The organism is Comamonas trifloxystrobinivorans (assembly GCF_043359985.1).
Lineage (GTDB): Bacteria > Pseudomonadota > Gammaproteobacteria > Burkholderiales > Burkholderiaceae_C > Comamonas > Comamonas trifloxystrobinivorans.
On the sequence record NZ_JBHZGV010000002.1, the window covers coordinates 1 to 17,504 of the forward strand.

At 55.2% G+C, this 17,504-nt stretch carries 21 protein-coding genes and 1 pseudogene; 14 read left to right on the top strand and 8 right to left on the bottom strand.

The genetic code is table 11. The features are described 5' to 3' along the window. Window positions 1-30 precede the first annotated feature (30 nt). The 13 genes and pseudogenes from ACFIQF_RS01640 (at window position 31) to ACFIQF_RS01695 (ending at window position 9,567) form a co-directional block, all read left to right on the top strand. Entirely contained in the window at window positions 31-285 is a 255-nt protein-coding gene (locus ACFIQF_RS01640; protein WP_393939519.1) for a YagK/YfjJ domain-containing protein, read from the top strand. A 297-nt stretch (window positions 286-582) separates the two neighbouring features. Then, window positions 583-966 (top strand): hypothetical protein, encoded by a 384-nt coding sequence (locus tag ACFIQF_RS01645; RefSeq protein WP_393939520.1) that lies wholly within the window; start codon window positions 583-585, stop codon window positions 964-966. Between the two features lie 137 nt (window positions 967-1,103). Continuing rightward, a pseudogene (locus tag ACFIQF_RS01650) lies at window positions 1,104-1,295 on the top strand (integrase core domain-containing protein); the annotation flags it as partial. A 138-nt stretch (window positions 1,296-1,433) separates the two neighbouring features. Beyond that, window positions 1,434-2,042 (top strand): hypothetical protein, encoded by a 609-nt coding sequence (locus ACFIQF_RS01655; protein ID WP_393939521.1) that lies wholly within the window; start codon window positions 1,434-1,436, stop codon window positions 2,040-2,042. A 124-nt stretch (window positions 2,043-2,166) separates the two neighbouring features. Next, window positions 2,167-2,814 (top strand): hypothetical protein, encoded by a 648-nt coding sequence (locus ACFIQF_RS01660; RefSeq protein WP_393939523.1) that lies wholly within the window; start codon window positions 2,167-2,169, stop codon window positions 2,812-2,814. 171 nt (window positions 2,815-2,985) lie between these two features. Next, on the top strand, window positions 2,986-4,212 hold the full coding sequence (locus tag ACFIQF_RS01665) for an IS256 family transposase (protein WP_393940006.1): 1,227 nt from the start codon (window positions 2,986-2,988) through the stop codon (window positions 4,210-4,212). A 323-nt stretch (window positions 4,213-4,535) separates the two neighbouring features. Beyond that, complete coding sequence (locus tag ACFIQF_RS24625) at window positions 4,536-4,865, top strand: hypothetical protein (RefSeq protein ID WP_489672284.1); 330 nt, start codon at window positions 4,536-4,538, stop codon at window positions 4,863-4,865. 20 nt (window positions 4,866-4,885) lie between these two features. Continuing rightward, window positions 4,886-5,299 (top strand): hypothetical protein, encoded by a 414-nt coding sequence (locus tag ACFIQF_RS01670; RefSeq protein ID WP_393939525.1) that lies wholly within the window; start codon window positions 4,886-4,888, stop codon window positions 5,297-5,299. Window positions 5,300-5,350: 51 nt separating this feature from the next. Further along, the gene (locus ACFIQF_RS01675; protein WP_393939527.1) at window positions 5,351-5,860 is read left to right on the top strand and encodes a DUF2262 domain-containing protein; all 510 of its coding nucleotides are present in this window, start codon (window positions 5,351-5,353) and stop codon (window positions 5,858-5,860) included. A 113-nt stretch (window positions 5,861-5,973) separates the two neighbouring features. Then, window positions 5,974-6,927, top strand: coding sequence for an ADP-ribosylglycohydrolase family protein (locus ACFIQF_RS01680; RefSeq protein ID WP_393939529.1), 954 nt, complete (start codon window positions 5,974-5,976; stop codon window positions 6,925-6,927). Window positions 6,928-7,277: 350 nt separating this feature from the next. Further along, on the top strand, window positions 7,278-7,628 hold the full coding sequence (locus tag ACFIQF_RS01685; protein WP_393939531.1) for a hypothetical protein: 351 nt from the start codon (window positions 7,278-7,280) through the stop codon (window positions 7,626-7,628). A gap of 736 nt (window positions 7,629-8,364) precedes the next feature. Then, on the top strand, window positions 8,365-9,138 hold the full coding sequence (locus tag ACFIQF_RS01690) for a hypothetical protein (protein ID WP_393939532.1): 774 nt from the start codon (window positions 8,365-8,367) through the stop codon (window positions 9,136-9,138). A 117-nt stretch (window positions 9,139-9,255) separates the two neighbouring features. Then, window positions 9,256-9,567, top strand: coding sequence for an HU family DNA-binding protein (locus tag ACFIQF_RS01695; protein ID WP_393940008.1), 312 nt, complete (start codon window positions 9,256-9,258; stop codon window positions 9,565-9,567). Window positions 9,568-9,941: 374 nt separating this feature from the next. On the opposite strand, the gene ACFIQF_RS01700 is transcribed toward ACFIQF_RS01695, so the two are convergent. The 8 genes from ACFIQF_RS01700 to ACFIQF_RS01735 all read right to left on the bottom strand — a co-directional run bounded on the left by ACFIQF_RS01700 (window position 9,942) and on the right by ACFIQF_RS01735 (window position 16,444). Beyond that, window positions 9,942-10,289, bottom strand: coding sequence for a hypothetical protein (locus tag ACFIQF_RS01700; protein ID WP_393939534.1), 348 nt, complete (start codon window positions 10,287-10,289; stop codon window positions 9,942-9,944). Window positions 10,290-10,481: 192 nt separating this feature from the next. Beyond that, window positions 10,482-11,051 (bottom strand): DUF4339 domain-containing protein, encoded by a 570-nt coding sequence (locus ACFIQF_RS01705; RefSeq protein WP_393939536.1) that lies wholly within the window; start codon window positions 11,049-11,051, stop codon window positions 10,482-10,484. Between the two features lie 162 nt (window positions 11,052-11,213). Beyond that, window positions 11,214-12,026: a hypothetical protein gene (locus ACFIQF_RS01710; protein ID WP_393939537.1), complete on the bottom strand. Its 813-nt coding sequence runs from the start codon at window positions 12,024-12,026 to the stop codon at window positions 11,214-11,216. After that, window positions 12,004-13,089 carry a recombination directionality factor gene (locus ACFIQF_RS01715; RefSeq protein ID WP_393939538.1) on the bottom strand — a complete coding sequence of 362 codons (1,086 nt, stop codon included), beginning with the start codon at window positions 13,087-13,089 and terminating at the stop codon, window positions 12,004-12,006. The genes ACFIQF_RS01710 and ACFIQF_RS01715 overlap by 23 nt, the downstream gene beginning before the upstream one ends. 292 nt (window positions 13,090-13,381) lie before the next feature. Continuing rightward, the gene (locus ACFIQF_RS01720) at window positions 13,382-14,473 is read right to left on the bottom strand and encodes a YqaJ viral recombinase family nuclease (protein WP_393939540.1); all 1,092 of its coding nucleotides are present in this window, start codon (window positions 14,471-14,473) and stop codon (window positions 13,382-13,384) included. Between the two features lie 142 nt (window positions 14,474-14,615). After that, a complete protein-coding gene (locus tag ACFIQF_RS01725) occupies window positions 14,616-15,620 on the bottom strand; it encodes a DUF932 domain-containing protein (protein ID WP_393939542.1) in 1,005 nt (334 codons plus the stop codon). Between the two features lie 46 nt (window positions 15,621-15,666). Beyond that, window positions 15,667-15,960, bottom strand: a complete 294-nt coding sequence (locus ACFIQF_RS01730; protein ID WP_393939543.1) for a hypothetical protein — start codon at window positions 15,958-15,960, stop codon at window positions 15,667-15,669. Between the two features lie 250 nt (window positions 15,961-16,210). After that, window positions 16,211-16,444, bottom strand: a complete 234-nt coding sequence (locus ACFIQF_RS01735) for a hypothetical protein (RefSeq protein WP_393939544.1) — start codon at window positions 16,442-16,444, stop codon at window positions 16,211-16,213. A 51-nt stretch (window positions 16,445-16,495) separates the two neighbouring features. On the opposite strand from ACFIQF_RS01735, the gene ACFIQF_RS01740 reads away from it, so the two are divergent. Next, window positions 16,496-17,431 (top strand): AP2/ERF family transcription factor, encoded by a 936-nt coding sequence (locus tag ACFIQF_RS01740; RefSeq protein ID WP_393939546.1) that lies wholly within the window; start codon window positions 16,496-16,498, stop codon window positions 17,429-17,431. Window positions 17,432-17,504: the final 73 nt, after the last annotated feature.

Consider the following 17,504-nt stretch of genomic DNA (forward strand, 5'->3'; position numbering starts at 1 on the left):
ACGTGATTTCTTCATGGTAGAGATTCTCCTGTGAGAGTCTCTACTTCTCAGCGCGCTGGAATTGCGGGGGGATTACCGATCCATGGGGCTTGGGCATCTGCTCTTGGCATGTACACGGATGACATGCGAGGTTATATCCATATTCCGAAAAATCCGACTTATCACATCACCAGAGATGATGCTGCATCATTTCTCTGCGTGTTCCACCGGCTGAGCTACTTTGCGAAGATGCAGACCAAGGAGTACAACCAAGGCTTTCACACCTTTGGTTGCAGCTACAACTAGGCAGGGCAGGGCAGGAGAGCATAAGAGCAGTGAGAAATCACTGCTCTGTTCTGATCCACGGTTTGGGAGACCTGTACGGCTTTGAGGGCTTCAGCGGCGTTTGCCTTATTGTCGTCCGTAGCGGTTGTGAAAGACACTGATTAAGGACATGACCAGCCCTAGGTGATGTCGCCGTAGAGCGTTCAAATACTTCCAGCTTTCCTTTCAACGTTTCTCGCGTCAGTCAATGTCTCTTATGCAGCGATTGCCTTCGGCAACCGATACGAACGCTGCACCTTCAAAGGCAAGTTCCTGGGCGTGGACTTCGGGCGCGATCCCAATATCGACCCGGTGTCCAAGACCTATGACACCCTAGGCGAGTTGATCGAATGCGACTTCACGCAGGCCACCTTGGACTTGTGCCGCTTCTTTAGCGTGGACATCCAGCGCCAGAAGTTCGCTCCCTGGCCACAGTTTGTAGTGCCATACGATCGGCATCTTGCGGCATCCAAACTAGAGCGGGAATGGTCCGGACAATTCAAAGAATTTCTTGATTTGGCGGTGCACCAGCGCGAGAAACTCTCAGCCACCACTGGTACGGTGGATTACTTTTGCCACAACAAGAAAAAGAACCGGGGTTTCAACCTCACCGAGGCCGAACTGCGGCAAGCGTTGCTGGATGTAGGGGGGGTAGTGATGTAGTTTGTGCCCTGTCGGGCGCTTGCGTGGCCTTGAAGCCGCTGATGTTCGTTGTCGTACGGTCGCCGCTAAGTTGCCGCTTAGTCCTTATATAGTTCCCGAATCCAAGGCCGATACTTGTCCAACACCCGCTGCACTTGCAGCGGGTCATCCAGTCAGCGCTACGTGAGTGGGCCTATGGCTGGACGTACCAGAACTCAGCCGAACGAACCAATGCCTTGGCGAGCTGGCTGCATCACTACAACTGGCACAGGCCGCACAGCGGCATCGGTGATATCGCCCCGATGTCCAGGCTCAGATCTGCAAATAACCTCTTGACGGGCCACAACTAGTGACCGGCTTGCGTGGTGCAGATATTGGTTTACTAAGAGGTCGCGTGCCTCCGACCGCTCAGCGGCCCCTCCAACTATAACGCTTGGCGAAAATTTGGAGAAATTGCAGGTGGACTGACCCAAGACCCGCTGGGTACGGTGGGAAAACTGGTCGATTGGGCGACATACACAGTGCCAGATGCGCAGCAAAAGGCTGCGCAAATTAATGCGATGTATGGAGCTGATCCTCGTTATGCCCTGATAGCTCGGGCAGCAGCAAGCCCGCTGGGGGGCGGGGCATACGGGCTTGCTAACTTGGCAGGAGCGAGCGCAGCCACTCAAGAGATGACTTTGGGCGTAGGCAGCGCTGCCGATGGCTTACTGATGTCTGCTGCCGCTATGAAAGGAGCTGTGCCATCTTTCTTGGGGGCTCAACGCTCAGGCACAATGGACGTGCAGTCTCCCTATGCACTTACCAGTAACAACTATCTTTCTAGTGTTATTGGTGCAGATAAGATGCAAATGGGTATCCGCTTCGAGGCCAACCAAGGTTTACTCGACAGTTATTCGCTCTATGGTGGGCGAACCGCCACGCAGCTCTACGTACGAGCCTTTGATAGCAAGTGTAACTTGCTGCGGGGTAGCGTGCGACTTGACCAATTGGGCTTGCGTGCTGATGGCGGCTGGGACTTGATCGACTATAAGCTCTCGCCCAACGCACGGTTGACAGTGAATCAAGATGCGCATTGCACAGCATTGAAGCAATAGGGGGGATTGGTGACTGGGTTGAGAGGCGGTGATATTCGTGCTCCGAAAGGAACGATTCTTCCTCATTCCCTCGTCAACATTCAGACAGGGCCGGTGCCCATCTACAGACCAGGAAACTAAGTATATGGATCGGATTGAGCGCGCAATTTGCAATACGATGCAAGCCACACTCAAGCGGTATGGTTTTGAGCTGTGCAAGGACTGGGGTTATTTCGTGCGCAACCAAGGCTATGGGCATGATGCCTTTTTAGTGGTCAACCAAGGCACCGCCAAGGGGCGGTTTTTTGAGATTAAGTGCTATGTGGAAGTGCGCCATGACAGGATAGAGATCCCGTGGAATACTTTGGGCATGGTCTACGGCGAAGACAATCAACGCCAGACGTGGACGCTCAATTGGCGCCCTCCACTGGGGCAGGATGCGGTTCCAATGCATGTGGTGCCTGAATCGATGAATGAAGATGCTGCGCGTATTGGACAAGAGTTATCGAATGTCTTTGAGCAAAGGGCGCTGCCCTTCTATCAACGATTTGGCGATCTGGCTGAGGTAGAAGAGTGGGTCAACAAAAAGCCTTTGGCTGACACCAACCCTTCTGCAGGCGGTCCGATAGAACACCTAGCGATGCGCAGTTTGCTGCTGGCCAAGGCCGTTAACCCACAGCGCTACGCGGCAGTGCGTGAAGCGTTCATTCAAATGGACAAAGGCATGTTTCCACGTGAGCGGCGGATTCAAATGTTACAAAAGGTAGATAGCATGCTGTTGTCCGCAGAATAGGCTCACCAAGAGCGCGAACCTTGGCGTTGCCGCGCATGCGGCCACGGTCAACGCCTTGAGCAAGGGAGCGGTTACCGCAAGTACTCGCTGGGCTGCACTTCCGAAGGTGTGCAAGATTTTGTGTAAATGGACAATCCACCGCAGGCTGCGGCCTGCATGTCCGTAAACACAATGACAACCAAGAAGCACGAAGTACCCCAAGAACTGCTGGCCAGCCTGCTGGCCGATTACAAGAAGCCTGAAGACCTGATCGGTGAGAACGGGCTACTCAAGCAGCTCACCAAGCTGCTGGTCGAGAAGGCGCTCGATGCCGAGCTGACCGAACATCTGGGTCACCAACGTCATGAGGCGGTGGCCAATACCGGCGGCAATACCCGCAACGGTAAGAGTAAGAAGACCCTCAAGGGGGAATTCGGCGAGTTGCCCATCGAGATTCCCCGGGACCGCCAAGGCACCTTTGAACCCCAGTTGATCCCGAAGCACCAGACGCGATGGAGCGGATTCGACGACAAGATCATCTCCCTGTACGCCCGTGGCATGACGGTGTGCGAGATCCAGAGCCATCTGGAGGAAATGTACGGCACCGAAGTTTCGCCCAGCCTGATTTCCTCCGTCACCGATGCTGTGACCGATGAAGTCAAGGCGTGGCAGGCACGCCCGCTGGACGCTCTCTATCCCATCGTCTACATGGACTGCATCCATGTGAAGGTGCGCGACGGCGCGGTGCGGGTCAAGGCCGTGTACCTGGCCATCGGCATCACCATGAACGGCGAGAAGGACGTGCTGGGCCTGTGGTTGGCGCAAACCGAGGGCGCCAAGTTCTGGTTGCAGGTGGTAACGGAACTGCGCAACCGGGGCGTGCAGGACATCTTCATCGCCTGCGTCGACGGGCTCAAGGGATTCCCTGATGCCATCGAGGCGGTATTCCCCAAGGCCGTGGTGCAGCTCTGCATCGTTCACATGGTGCGTCACAGCCTGAACTATGTTTCCTGGAAACGCCGCAAGGAAGTGGCGTCCGACCTGCGCCGCATTTACGAGGCAGCAACCGTCGCTGATGCCGAACTGCGCTTAGGTGAGTTCGAGGCCCGCTGGGATGCCGAGTATCTGCCGATTGGCCAGTCATGGCGTAGGAACTGGGAACGGCTCACGCCGTTCTTTGACTATCCGCCGGAAATCAGGAAGGTGATTTACACGACCAACGCCATCGAATCGGTCAACATGAGCCTGCGAAAACTGACCAAGAATCGCGGATCGTTTCCGAGCGACGAGGCGCTGACCAAACTCTTCTATCTGGCCCTGCGCAACATCAGCCAGAAGTGGACCATGCCGATTCGAGACTGGAAGGCAGCATTGACCCGGTTTACCATTCAGTTTGGGGATCGCATCTCCGCAAACTGAAGTCCGCCCCGTTTACACAAAATTCCGGACACGCCCGCGCTCTTGTTGGGGACGGATGTCGCCATGGGGCAAACTCTGTGGTTGCCCCGGGGGCCTTGTTGAAGCCGGAAACCATCGTTGGCCGTACTTCGCTTTGCGACCAAGAAATGGCTTAGTTGGACGGCCCTGAGCAGCTTATCATCGTTAGTAGTGCTAGATAGGTGACGACTTCGTCGCCAAAAGCGTGAACTTCCGCTTTGAGCCGCATCCGGCCAATAGCAGTCCTTTGATGCGCACTAGAATACTGCGGGAACACTCCGGCAATACTAACCTGAGGCTTTACTTTGAAAATTCCATGCCGCTGTGGTTCTCTCATTGTTGATGGTACGGATTACCTACCCAACAAAGCACATTTAACGCCTGATCAAGGCTGGTTCAATGTTTTTGACACTATCGACAGTGCCATCATTGATTCAATCTTCAGCGGCAAATTAAGCAAAGATGATGCATATATGCACGCAAGAAAAATAGTCCAGACGCCGACCCGCACGATGTGGCAATGTGGATCTTGTGGACGGTTGTTTATCGACTCTCAGGATGGATCGCTACAGTGTTTTTCGCCCGAAGACCCAGAGAAGGGAAAGAACATCCTTGCTTTAAGAAATAGCGTTTAGCTTATTGGAACGGATGACTCATGTTGGTCGAACTGGTACAGTCACTATCGGCCATGAGCGGACATCAATACCGACTTCCTAGCATCATGAAATCTGATTCTGTTATTCAACTTGCGGTCGAGCGCGGTGAGCGATATGGGTTGGAGTCTCTGGCTGGAGTTCAGCGGCTTGTTTTCGCGATTTCCGAAGCAGAGGTCTACTGCGACAAGGACGGCATTGAGGGGCTTATTCACCGATACGGACTACCTGCGATGCGCACCTTCGCTGAGGCCTTTGAGGCGGTCGGAGCAACTGACATCGCGAATGCCTTGCTTTCTTTGGCGGGGGGTGGGTCAATATTCGAGGGCTCGCTCGCCCTAGCGAATAGACTCATTGCTGATCGGCACGGATATACGTATGAGAGCCTGCAGGCACTTGTACGACGCTCGGCCTAATATGCCAATCGGCGACTTCCAGCCAGAAGCAGCTGCCAAAAGGAGGTAATTTTGTTTGGACTAAAAGAGAGGCTGCCACCCGTCAGGTTAGAGGCTGTTCATCATCTAGTTCTTGGTCGGCTTGAGCCCAGCGAAAAGATATCATACATCCTGGAAGGCTCTATCGGTGTAGGTGGGATGAAGATAGATATTCGCGTGAATCCCGATGGTGCTTCATGCGAATCTGCTCTTTCTTTGGCAGCGAATGCGGTTTCAATACTTCCGGAACTTGATGCTAGCTGCAAACTGCTAGCCGCAGCCGAGTGTTTGGCGTCATATAACAACGATTGGAGATTCGGTGCAGTTGCTCGGCCAGATAGATCAACGACGGCTTTTGAGAAGCCGATGCTCAGAGAGGAGCAGTTCGTCGAGGCACTTTCCCTAACGGGTCTGTACGCAACCGGCACTGGCATGCTTGAACTCAGTTACGAAGTCGGCGATCTCTTCTGGGGCCATTGGCTCTGTGTCACCTCATTCGACGGAGTCGCCTTAACCGACACCCATGTTGAGTTGCAAGGCTGAAGAAAAGTCTGCCTCGCGCCGGGATGAATTTTCACTGCGGGTCGAACTGCGACATTCACTATCGGCCAAGAGCCGTCACCCAATGCATGCTCAGCCCTAAGACGCTCATACCAATGCAAGCCTCCTCAACTGTCCCCCCGTCAAGGCGTTCGCGCCTTCGCGGTGCCGTCTATGGCTTTCTTGTTGGTGATGCATTAGGTGTGCCTTACGAGTTCTCTAGTGCGGCAGAGCTACCATTACCTGATCTCATTGAGATGACCCCACCCGTGGGCTTTCAACGGGCACACCAGGGAGTTCCACAGGGAACCTGGAGCGACGATGGCGCACAGGCATTGCATCTGCTCAGGGTCTTGCTTGAAGGAGATGCTGCCATCGAGGAACGGTTCGCCAAAGGTCTGCATTCTTGGAGCGTCTCGGGCGAACTCACTCCTGATGGTCGGGTGTTCGACATTGGCATTCAGACACAGGAAGCACTTGCTCGTCTTGCGCGAGGTGTACCACCAAATCAGAGTGGCCCTTACGAAGAGCAAAACAACGGCAATGGATCACTTATGAGAGTGCTTCCGGCTGCGCTACTACCTGCGGCCGATGATGGCGTGCTCATCGATCGGGCACGTAGGCAGAGTCTTCCGACACATGGGCATGCAAGGTCGTTGCTCGCTTGCTCTCTGTCGACCCTGATTTCTGCACGATTGCTCGAAGGTCAAGGATTCGTGAGGGCTCTGGATGATGCTCAAGAGTACCTCGAAGATACAACTGCAGGAGTGGAAAGACATGAGCTTCGCATCTTTTTAGATGGTAGGCTGGACGCACCAAACGGAAGTGGCTATGTGGTCGATTGTTTCTGGTCCTCCGTGGCTGCAGTTCTTCGCACTCATACTTTCGAGGATTGCGTGCGGTGTGCTATTTCCTTTGGAAATGACACAGACACTACCGCGTGTGTTGCCGGAGGATGGGCCGGGTTGCTATACGGAGAGGATGCCATTCCAGAGCGATGGCGGGAGCAACTGCAGGGGAAGCATTTTGTAGAGCCACTGCTGGAGCGGCTAGTTGCTTGTTGGGACTGAGTTCGGCCAACTGCTGACATCCAACCAATGAAAATAGGCCCTCGCTACCTGCACAAGAGTAAGTCTTTCTCAGATCCCAAGGAGGAGAAGGCTGCACTATCGGCCTCCTTGGCAAGCGCGCCTGGATTGCTTTCAGTCGAAGCGATCAAGGAGCACCACAAAGGGGGTAATCTTGCAATCTTGGAGGTTGACCGGTCTCGCTTGGACGACTTCCTTAAGTACATGGACTCTCAGGGCTGGATGGACGCATTCTGAGTGGTTGGAACGTCTGCCGTGAGCAAAGCTTGACGACAGCTTCGGGTCGACAGTGACTGCGGTAATCGGCCAAAAGCGGATGAGGAGAACGCCTGGTGACGCCTGACAAATTGCATTGGACGGAAAGCAACATTGAGAGCATAGGCGTTGCAGGGCGAACTGTATCTATTGTGGCTTCCCAAGTGTTTGTGCTTGGCGAACAGGGAATGCACCGCATCCGGGCGACCTTCCACAACGTATCGCGAGCTAGACTCGAAGTAACTGAGTACATCGGCCCGCCTCAAGCTCCGGCCGGATTCAGTCCAGCCTATGTGATTGAGAAAGTCGAGCCACTTACTGGTGGCAGCTTCAGATCGTACGGGATAGAAGGCATTTCCACGTTTCTCCCTATCGCGTGGCTTGACTTCCAAATTCATGCTGAAACTGCAGTCGTCGAAGTGCTGTGAGAAGCAATCCGCCGATGGCTGCTATGGGTCGAACTGCGACATTCACTATCGGCCAGGAGCTACCGCTGACGGTAAGGAGAGCGGGCATTCAACCTACGAATTCACCGGGCCGCGCAACTTTTGTATGGCCCAGGTAGACAAGGTCATACCAAAGCATCAGTTGCGCTTTCACCGAGATTGGCGGCGGAATACCTGGTTCAAGAGTTGTAGGCGAATCTCCGAAATGCTCGGGTTGCATTTGAATTCTTCGATCTGCCGAAGCTCAAACAAGTAGCGATTCCAAAATGAGTTCCACTTCTTAATTTTTTTTCGGAGAAGGTACGTGAAGCTTCCAATGGACTCGAACACTCTCCTGACCGCAAAGTGGACAGATGACCGTCTCAATGTTTTGGTCTTTTCGTTGAAGCTTGCGACAGTGAAGGCAAGCGAATGTCCGACTACTCATGACGCATAAGGTAATGTATCCAGCAGAATTTGGCTGCGAGAGAAGTGGTTAACCCACTTGATGCCTTGGGCTTTGGTGCATGGCAGAGTGCTTTGCGGTGGTATGGATGAATGTCTTTTTGGGGTGGTCCTCGTTCACCCGCACCCAGCAAAAAGTCCACTAGTGCGGGCATTTGCCAGAGTTAAATTGGCAGGAGTTCTTTGACACAGATCGTTAGGTATTTCTATCAATGTGTGATTTTTGACACAATCTTTAAATTAAGATGGTGGGAAAAATTTAACCACAACCATCATGAACCACTGTTCGTTTCGTGCAATCGCTTTCTCTAGCCTCTTGAGTGCTGCTTTGTTGACTGCTTGTGGCGGTGGGGGGGGAGGCGATGAGGCTGCTGAAGGTGGAGGTAGTGCGCCCATAGGACAAGCAGATTCTGAAGACTGCTTCAACCGGGGGCTGTATAAACCCGGATCCACTGTTGAATATGAGCGGAAAGTGGGGGATGTATCTATTCCTTTCGTATGGCAAGTTACGCCATACGCAGCAACCTCGCAAACCCCAGCCTTGGTTCAGGTGTCGACTGTTGTGCAAGGAGCCATTTCTAATGGCGGGAACTTGTACTACCTTGACCAAGACACGCTCCTTGAGTATGGCATCCAGAATGGTGACATGATTGGATGGAGCACCCCTCCATTTCGACGTCCCTTCCGAATGCAGCCAGGAGAGGTGAGTCATCAGGTCGTTTCAACTAACTACCAAACCAGTACCGATCCAGGGCCATTGGACATTTCGACTAATATTGTTCACGACAGAACTTATGTAGGTCGCGAAGTCGTAGAAACTGCCATGGGAAGGTTTGAAACTTGTAAATTTGAAGTTAGGCAAAAAGTTACCTATCATGACAATAGCATAAAGCCTAGACTTATAAGTAGGACAGAATGGTACGCCGCAACTCCGCCATATAGAGGCTTTCTTTTGAAGAATACCTTTGTTGTACAGCCAGATGGCGAAGCAGTTACTCAAGATGAAAAGTACGAAGTCTCCAAAATTACAAAATTCGATGTTAAGTAGAACTACTACAAGCTAAGTGTAAGCAATTTGCATATGATCAAAGCCCTGGGCGATCAGGTCCACGGCGTGCATATGCGCTATAAAGCAAATTTTTTTATTTCTACCTATAGCTCCATTGTGAATCGTGCAGAACTTGTGGAAATCCTGGCCACCAAGAATGACCTGTCCAAGCGAGTAGCCAGCGATGTGCTCGACACGCTGATTGAGACCGTTCAGACGGCTGTCAAAAAAGGCGATCCGGTGCAACTGGTTGGCTTTGGCACTTTCAAGTCGGTCAAACGTGCAGCCCGAGTCGGCAAGAACCCGTCCACGGGCGCTGCGCTCAAGATTCCTGCTGCAACAGTGCCCAAGTTCGTGCCAGGCGCGAAGTTCAAGGCAGTGGTCGATCCCAAGAACGCCAAGCGTAAAGCCGATAAGGCCAGCAAGTAGTCCTGCGCACTAACGGTACTGTTATTAGAGGCGAGCAGACCACGCTAGAAAAAAAGAAGACGTACCCCTTGGTTTGCCCGCAGGCTCTTGGGCCTGGGGGCACAGCGCTCTGCGCTCCCATGGGCACAAGAGAGCGAGCAGGACTGTCAGAGGCGAGGCAAACCGCATAAAGCGCGGTAGTCGTTGCAAAGGTAAAAATGGCAGGGAACAGCACTTTAGATGTGACCCAGTGTTTCGTGGGGAGGGTGTGCACTTCACCTCGAATGTCATCTGATGGCGCAGAACCTCACGGCGCAGAACTTGCCGTCCAGCGCATGATGCGCAACCACGTCTTTGTGCTCAAAATGATGCCGTAGGCTGCACTGGCTCGGGCATCAATAAGACTCGATCCAGCTGCCTGTGTTGGTGACGACCTCCACCTCAGATGCCTCGCATGGCCCAGAAAACGAGACCGATTCGCCGAATTTGAGCTTCTTGGGCAGAATGGGCTCTTTGCTCAGAAAATCGACGTTCTCGATTTTGCATTTGCCTCGGTTGACGATGATGTCCTTGACGACGACGTTGTCCTCGGTCGCTTTGGCTTTTACCAGAGCATACCGGATGCCGAACACTGGATTGACCTTGTCCCGGGTCTCGATGTCCACATTGGGCGTGGAGTCGCGACAGCCGCTGGTCATGGCCGCCGCCGCAATGGCGATAAGTGTGATGAGGGTGGTTTTCATAAACGCTTTCCTGGTGGTGCAAGTCATCCATGCAGATCAGCCCCCGACACCACGAATACCGCCAATAGTGGTGATACCGACGATACCCGCGACTGTGGCGGGGGGGGGGGCGTGACTGCAGGGATTGGTGTGGGTGGAGTGTGGGGAAAGCAGATGCCGAGGGCAGGCACCTGCGGTGGATGGAGCCGCTTTTCAGCCCAACAAGGTAAAAACAAAACAAATGATCCAGACACTGAAATACGCCAAGCTCTGCCGTGTCGCCTTGGCCCTTTGGTACAGATAGACCGGTACCAGCCACACCCAGCCTTTGAACTTGCGGGTGTCGTGTCCCGCTTTTCTGAGGCGGCTCTCGTCTGCGAATGACAGAGCGAGATTGAGCCCCAAGGTGATGAACCAGTACTTGGCATCTTCCATGGCGCTTTGGGCTGCGAACTCGTTGCCCTCATGAATGGCTCCCGCAACCACCCATTCCAGCATGTATCCGAGCACTGGTGCAAAGGCGAGAACCCACACCAGCGTGTTGTTCATATGGTCGCCGGACAGCGGCGGCGGGCTCATGGTATCCAGGTGCATACGCAGATCGGTGTTTTCGATAGGAATCCAATCGGCAAAGCCTTGTTTCCAGACTGGTGTGCCGTGAGAGATGGCGGATGCCCGAATGAGCTGGGCGATGGCGTCCCCAGAGACCGGCCCCTTTTTGTGGCCGTTTTCTTCGTAGAACCACTGGGTAGTTTCAGATGACTGTGTATTTGTTGCGCTCATGTTCATGTCCTCTTGAATTGGAGTGTTGAATAGAGATATGCCGGTCTTGGAGGCCGGTGTGTGATGGAGTACTGGAGTAGTTGTGGGGTGGCCGCTGACGGAGACCCTGTCAAAGTAACAATGGCAGGCCACGAGGCCCGCCATTTATGCCTGCGAGGTGCATCAGTTACCCGCTACGGGTGATACAGGCATTGTTGACACGACTGGCACTGCAGGCAAGACAGCAATGCAGGCGGTCACCCTGCAATGCATGACTTCGCCATCTGCGCTGGCAAGTCGCCAACTGCCATCCACCTGAGGACGCAGCTTTGCGCCAAACCCGCTGCCCCAAGGCGCAGGCCAGTGTGGGCCAACAACCAGCAAGGCATGTACGGTGCTATCCGTGACAGTACTGTTCGTGGATCCTTGCATGGGCCTGTCAGCACGGGCTTGGTGCCATGCCTCCATACCAACCATCCAGGCCCAGCGCACATTGGGGGAGCTGTCATTGCATTCCACTTTGCGATCCAGGCTTTCCAGCCGCAGCAAGGCGCATCCCCCGGCTTGCAGTACCTGTGCCATGTCCGTTGCCATATTCACAGTGATATCCATGGCTTGGCTTGCCGTATCGCCGCACTCGCGCATCTGGACAGAACAATCCGGTAGAAACGCTTGCAGCGCCTGCGCCAGAGCAGCAGGCTCAGAGTGCGGCATCTGCGTCTTCACCAGGGACTGTGGCGATACTGCACTTGTGCTCATCACGGCAGCGCACTGCCGCGCGCACCACCAAGCGCCTTGTGGACCACCGAGTCTGACCCTGGCCGATGGAGTTTCAGGCAGAGGCAGCGCCTTCCAGCGCCATGCACCTGCGCTGTTTCTCGCAGCATACGACCAGACGCCATCGAACCTGAGCCCATCTATGTAGCGATGCTCCAAATGGAAGGAATGTGATGGCACAGGTTCATGCGCACGCTCATGCTTGGATTTCTTGACCATGACGGGCCTCCTCTTGGTGAGCGCCATCCTGGTGCGGGTCTCTGGCAGGATAGAACTCCTGCATCACATCTGCGGCTTCTTCCCCAGTCTCTGCAAACAGCCCCTGGGCATAGCCTGCGCGGGCTGCTGCATCCAAGGCGGTTTGGTCCAGCCCCATCTGCCGGGCATGCTCCGCCGCTTCCAGGGCCTGGTGCACGGCTGCTTCCAGACTCAAACTCTGGCGAACGCACAGATCCACGTAGTAGATCGGCGAGCGATGCGACTGCGCGGTAGATTTACCCCGCAAGCGCAGCTCCAGCGGCAGGTAGGCCAGCAGTCCTCCCGAGATCGCCTGGAAGTACTGCATGCGCGCCATCAATGTGCGAACCGTGTTGACGCCCGTAGTGCGCAGCACAAAGGTGCTGCAGGCATCAACTTGGTTGGCTGGATGGTCGATGCGCACATGAAAGCGCCCAAAGAGCTTGCAGTTCCCCTCCATTCCGAGCGCACAGTGATCTGGCCCTGGACAGGGGTGAGACTCCACAATGCCTTGGCGCACCCGTTTGCAACTTTCGCCGTCGCCCACACAGACGGGCCTGGCCGTAGCCCGGTCAAACAGGGTGTAGGCGGCCCGCAGGTTCAGGCTCGGGTCATTGAAGAGGAGGCGCACCGGGATGCTGCGCAGTTTGGACGCGCCTGCCGGGCGCTGTGTGTCTTGGGCCGACGAAGCGGTGGTGGTGGCTTCCTCGGTAATCGGTCCTGTGGACAGGTTCTGCGCCTTGGCACGTTTGACCAGCTTGCTTTGCAGAGTGGATTTGAGAGGGACGCTGTTGCCTGAGGGCACCTCTACCACTGCGGCAGTTGGCGCACCTGCAGTCATTGAGGGGTGTACTGCCGGGCCAGCCAGCTGCGTACGCAGCGCTGCATCTATGGGATGCAATACCCAGCCTGCGCGGCTTTGCACCTGGGTGGTGATGGTGAACTCATCATCCTTCTCGGGTAAGCGCTTGCCATTGCGCTCGACCATCTTGCCGATGGCAATTCGGCCAACGACCGGTGGCGTCATCATCAGTCCTTGGATCATGAATGGGCTCCTTATAAAAACAAAGCCCCGGCGCGAGCGCTGGGGCAATAAGTGGTGATGGATGGCGGTGATAGGTGGTTAATCAATAGATTCAATGAATCAGTAGAAAGTCATTACGGGACCTGAGGGGGGGATGGGTTTCATGCTTTAATAGCGGCGCAGTTTCACTCCAATTTTTACGCCGGGCCGGGGTGGTTTTCCATCCCTGACAGTTTCTTGCCCCTGCATGCTCTTTGAGCATCGGCTATTTTTTTCCTCACCATGCCCAACTGCCCGGTTATCGGCACGGGCCTCAGGCTTCACCAATTTCGCCGGTCTCTCCCACCTCATTGACCTGCACCAGAAACCGCCGAGAACCAGCCTTGGGCTGCATGTAGCGAGCAGCCATCACTGGGTGCTCCTCTTGAAACCGCACTGCATTGAAGGCCTGCCCTTCCTTGCTGCGTTTCCAACTGATGGATCCGTTGGTAAAGCTGGCACGGGAGGCTGAGCCCATGCGCTGCTGAATCTGGTGCTTGAGCAACGCTTCCTGGGACTCCCAATCGTTGATTTGCTGACGGATCTGTACGAGTTGACTGAACGCCTGCGCGGCAGTTGCATCGTCCGTCAGGTCAATGGTCTCGCCCGTATCTTGCGGATAGAGGCAGCGCAGTGCCAGGTCGGCACTGTCAGATGCATCAGCCGGTGGCTGCTCCTCTCGCTGCACCCAGCCCCAAAATTGTTCTTCCAGCGCAATGAGCTGAGCGATCATGGCCTCATCGCGCTCGATACGGTGAATCTGCAGTTCCTGCCCACCGATCAGCACGGCAATATCCGCAGCCTGTTTGCCGGTCACGGCCAACTGGTGCATGACCTGCAGTTGCACATACTCGGGCACACCGTCCTTCCAGAGCTTGGCACCATGGATGCCTGCGGTCTTGCATTCCAGGATCTGGACATCAGGATCACCCACGACCTCCCGGTCGATGTTGGCGAGCATCCAGGGGATGCGGGGATGGCCGAGGACCGCATTGACGCGGCGCACCCTGCGACCGGTACGCTTGGTGTAGTGGGCGGCCACAATGGGCTCGAGCAAGGTGCCCCAATACAGCGGAGAAGTTTCGTCGTTGGGGTCGATGGGCGGCAATAGATCGGCCTTGCCGGTCTTGTGCATCCACAGCTCCAGCTGAGATTGGTAGGGGCTGAGACCAACAGCAGCAGCAGCATCGGAGCTGCCGATGCCGCGTCTGCGCACATCGAGCCAGCTCTCGCGAGGCATGTCCCGGGTGGAGACCAGTCGCAGTGCGGGGCGCGGGACCGGGCGAGCCGATCTGATAGGAGACACAGAAGGATTGGCAGGAACAGGTTGCGGAGCCTGCTGCGAGGGAACAACGTTAATAGGCATGAAACCTCCGAAGGAAAGAAGAGCACGCCCAAAGCACAGAAGCCCTCGCCACGGAAATGGCGAAGGCTTCTGGCTGGGGCTGGACGAATATGGCCGGGAATGGTAAAAATTCACCGTGATCCGGTAATAGATGCCTGCTGGTTCAAGCCACCAACTGCATGGCATGTTCGAGCGCCCGTTGCTTCACCGCAGCACCCTGGCCGAACCAGGCGCTATCGAGCCGGTTGTCTTGGCTGCGAGCCCGGCGCTCATGGTCCACATACTCGGTAATAGAGCACAGCAATCCCCAGGCAGTGCCTTGGGCGGCAGCCTTGGTCGCGCCGCGCCCATGGCCGTCGTAGAGCATCTGGGCTTTTTGCAAGGCGCGCTCGTTCGTGAGACCGCCCTTGCTTGTTCCTGAGATGCTGGGCTTGTCGGTATCGCACAGCACTTTGAGAAAGAAGTTCATGGCCTCGTGGCTCTTGACCTTGCGCTCGGCCAAGGTGCGCATCTGGTAGATGAAGGCATCCCATTGACCGACTGCAATACCCAACTGGCGTTTGACGGCCTGGGCATCAAAGCTGGTGGAGTGCGGCACCTTGACGGCATTCACACCGCCTTGCAGCGCAATGGCCAGGGTGTTGTTGCACACTACGCGGACGGTGGTGGGCATGGCAACAGTGGCAAGCGTCCCGTCGCAGGAGGTGGCGAGCAGCAGATAGCCATTGACCAGGTCATCGCCCTTGAGGGCGGACGACTTGCCAGTACGCGCTAATGCCCAGAACTTGCGGCCAGCCTTGAGCACGCCTGCGGTTTCCAGCTCATAACCTGCAACTTCGGTGAGGTCGCGGTAGAACTCCAGAACATCGCGGGGCTGAACAACCTGGTATCGGTTGCTGACCACCGACAAGGGCGCCTTGGTATCGCTGCGATAGAGCACCTTCTGGTCGGGGAACTCCATGGGCTCGCCATAGAGGGATGGAGAAAGTGCTGAGGATGCGCCCGAACCATCGGCTGCCAGATAGCGGACTGGCGTTTCAAGAATTTTCCACTGCATGCCAGCGGACTGTGCCCAGGTGTCGATGGATTGCTTCTTGGGCAGGGCGTGGCCCAGTTGGTGCCAGGGGGTTTGGCCGGTGTAGGCCATGGTTTCGATGAGGTGAGACATGGTGAGGTTCTCCTGAATGAAATTGGTTGGATAGGTTCTGTACGTATCAGGCTTTGAAGGAGTGGCCACAGTCCTGGCATTGGTAGTTATCGAGGTAGGATTCGTCGATCTGCTCGCCAATGGCGCCTCCGATCTCGCGCCCGACAGCGCCTCCGGCCACAACGCCGATGACGCCGCCGACCATGGAGCCGAACACCGAGCCTGCGGGGCCAGCGACAAAGCCCACGCGGGCGCCCAGTGATGCGCCTTGGACGGCATTGGCAATACCGGCTGCCGTGCCTGCGATGGCGCCGACGTTCTGGCCCACCTTCTTGGCGGTGCTTTTGGTATGGACGGACAAGGATTTACAGCGTGTGCATTGAATCATCATGAAAATTCCGGGCATAAAAAAGCGCCCCTGGCACGAAGCCAAGGGCGCTGAGGATGGAAGAAATGCGGATAGAGAAAAACCAGGGTGATGCAGGCTCAGATCACGCCGGATCTATGCCTGTATCCCCTTGAGGATATGTGATTGAGAATTTTTAGATTCGGATGATTCAAGCCTGCCCGCTACTGGCCCGCTATCAGCCAGCTACCAATTCACCAACCCGTTACCAGTAAGCTGCTAACCAGGTGCAATTCCTGCGCAGCGCTGCTTGCAGGCTGCGCGTGCACATTGCCGTGGCGATTTCGCCGCAGACCTGCAACACGTAGTGGCGTAATTGTTCAAGTATTGGACAAAATAGCGCTTTTGCTCGGTTGATCAATGCTTGATGAAGATTAAGGAAACTAGGGAATGCTCCAGTCAAGGCAGTTACTGCATAACGCGCATTGATGACTTTCATGCCAACGATGCCAATGCACCCAGGTGGGCAGTGATTGTCAAGCGCCAGGGTGTGACCTTTGCTCGCGCCTTTAATGACAACACATACTGCGGTAAACAGTCTGCGCATTTGATGGCCCAGGCGTATCGCGATGCGTTGATGCGCTTGGTGCCCCCCTATACGAGGCGGGATCTGAGCGCAAAAAGGCGGGCCAACAACAAATCCGGTATTCCGGGCGTATCTACGATTCTCTTCAATGGGAAGATCAAAGCGTGGCGAGCAACCTTGAGTGTTTGCGGCGAGACACACACCAGGTATTTTCCCATTCGGGAGCATGGAGATAGAGCCAAGGAGTTGGCAATTGCAGCACGGCAAGAGCTATTGGCGCAGTACCCAAGCCAATTTGCCACCTTCAATGCTGGTGCCACGCAAATTGCTGAGGCTGCATTTCCTGGTCTTCTGCAGCCTTGTGTGGATAGCGGTCTAGGCACAGATGCAGATGGAAGCATGCAATTGGACAAAGCTGCGTTGCATGAGAGGCGCGATCAGCTCAATGCCTGGTTCGATGACCTGCGCCCCCAGATTGTCTGTGTGCGCGTGAGCGTCTACCAAATCAGCCGCAGAGGTCACACCTACGAAGGTTTGTTCGTAACGGTGGGAGATGGTGAGTCTTCCAGCAAGCGAGCCCGAGAGGTCAAAAGCAAGGACGCCAAAAGCTGGATGCTCAAACGCAGGCCGTATGAGAAAGCTTTACGGCTGGCCTGGCCCTATATCCAAGACAGAGTGACAGAGCGGTTTGGAGTGCATTGCTGGAACGAATTCAAGGATCTCTACCGCACAGCCGTTTTTGCGAGCACGCCAGACAAAGGGCTATTCATCCGCCATCGCTACGACCGGCCAGGCGGGCAGGACATACGCAATACGCCGCCCGCGCTATTAGCACCTTTGCTCTCAGACTTTTGTATTCCTGAGTTACCGCCGCAGGAGCAAGCCGTCTTGGTATCTTGAGCTATGTCTGTTCTGGTAGACGGGTGTTACTGACCTTACCTTCAAAAACGTCTCATGTAGCTCATGCATCAAC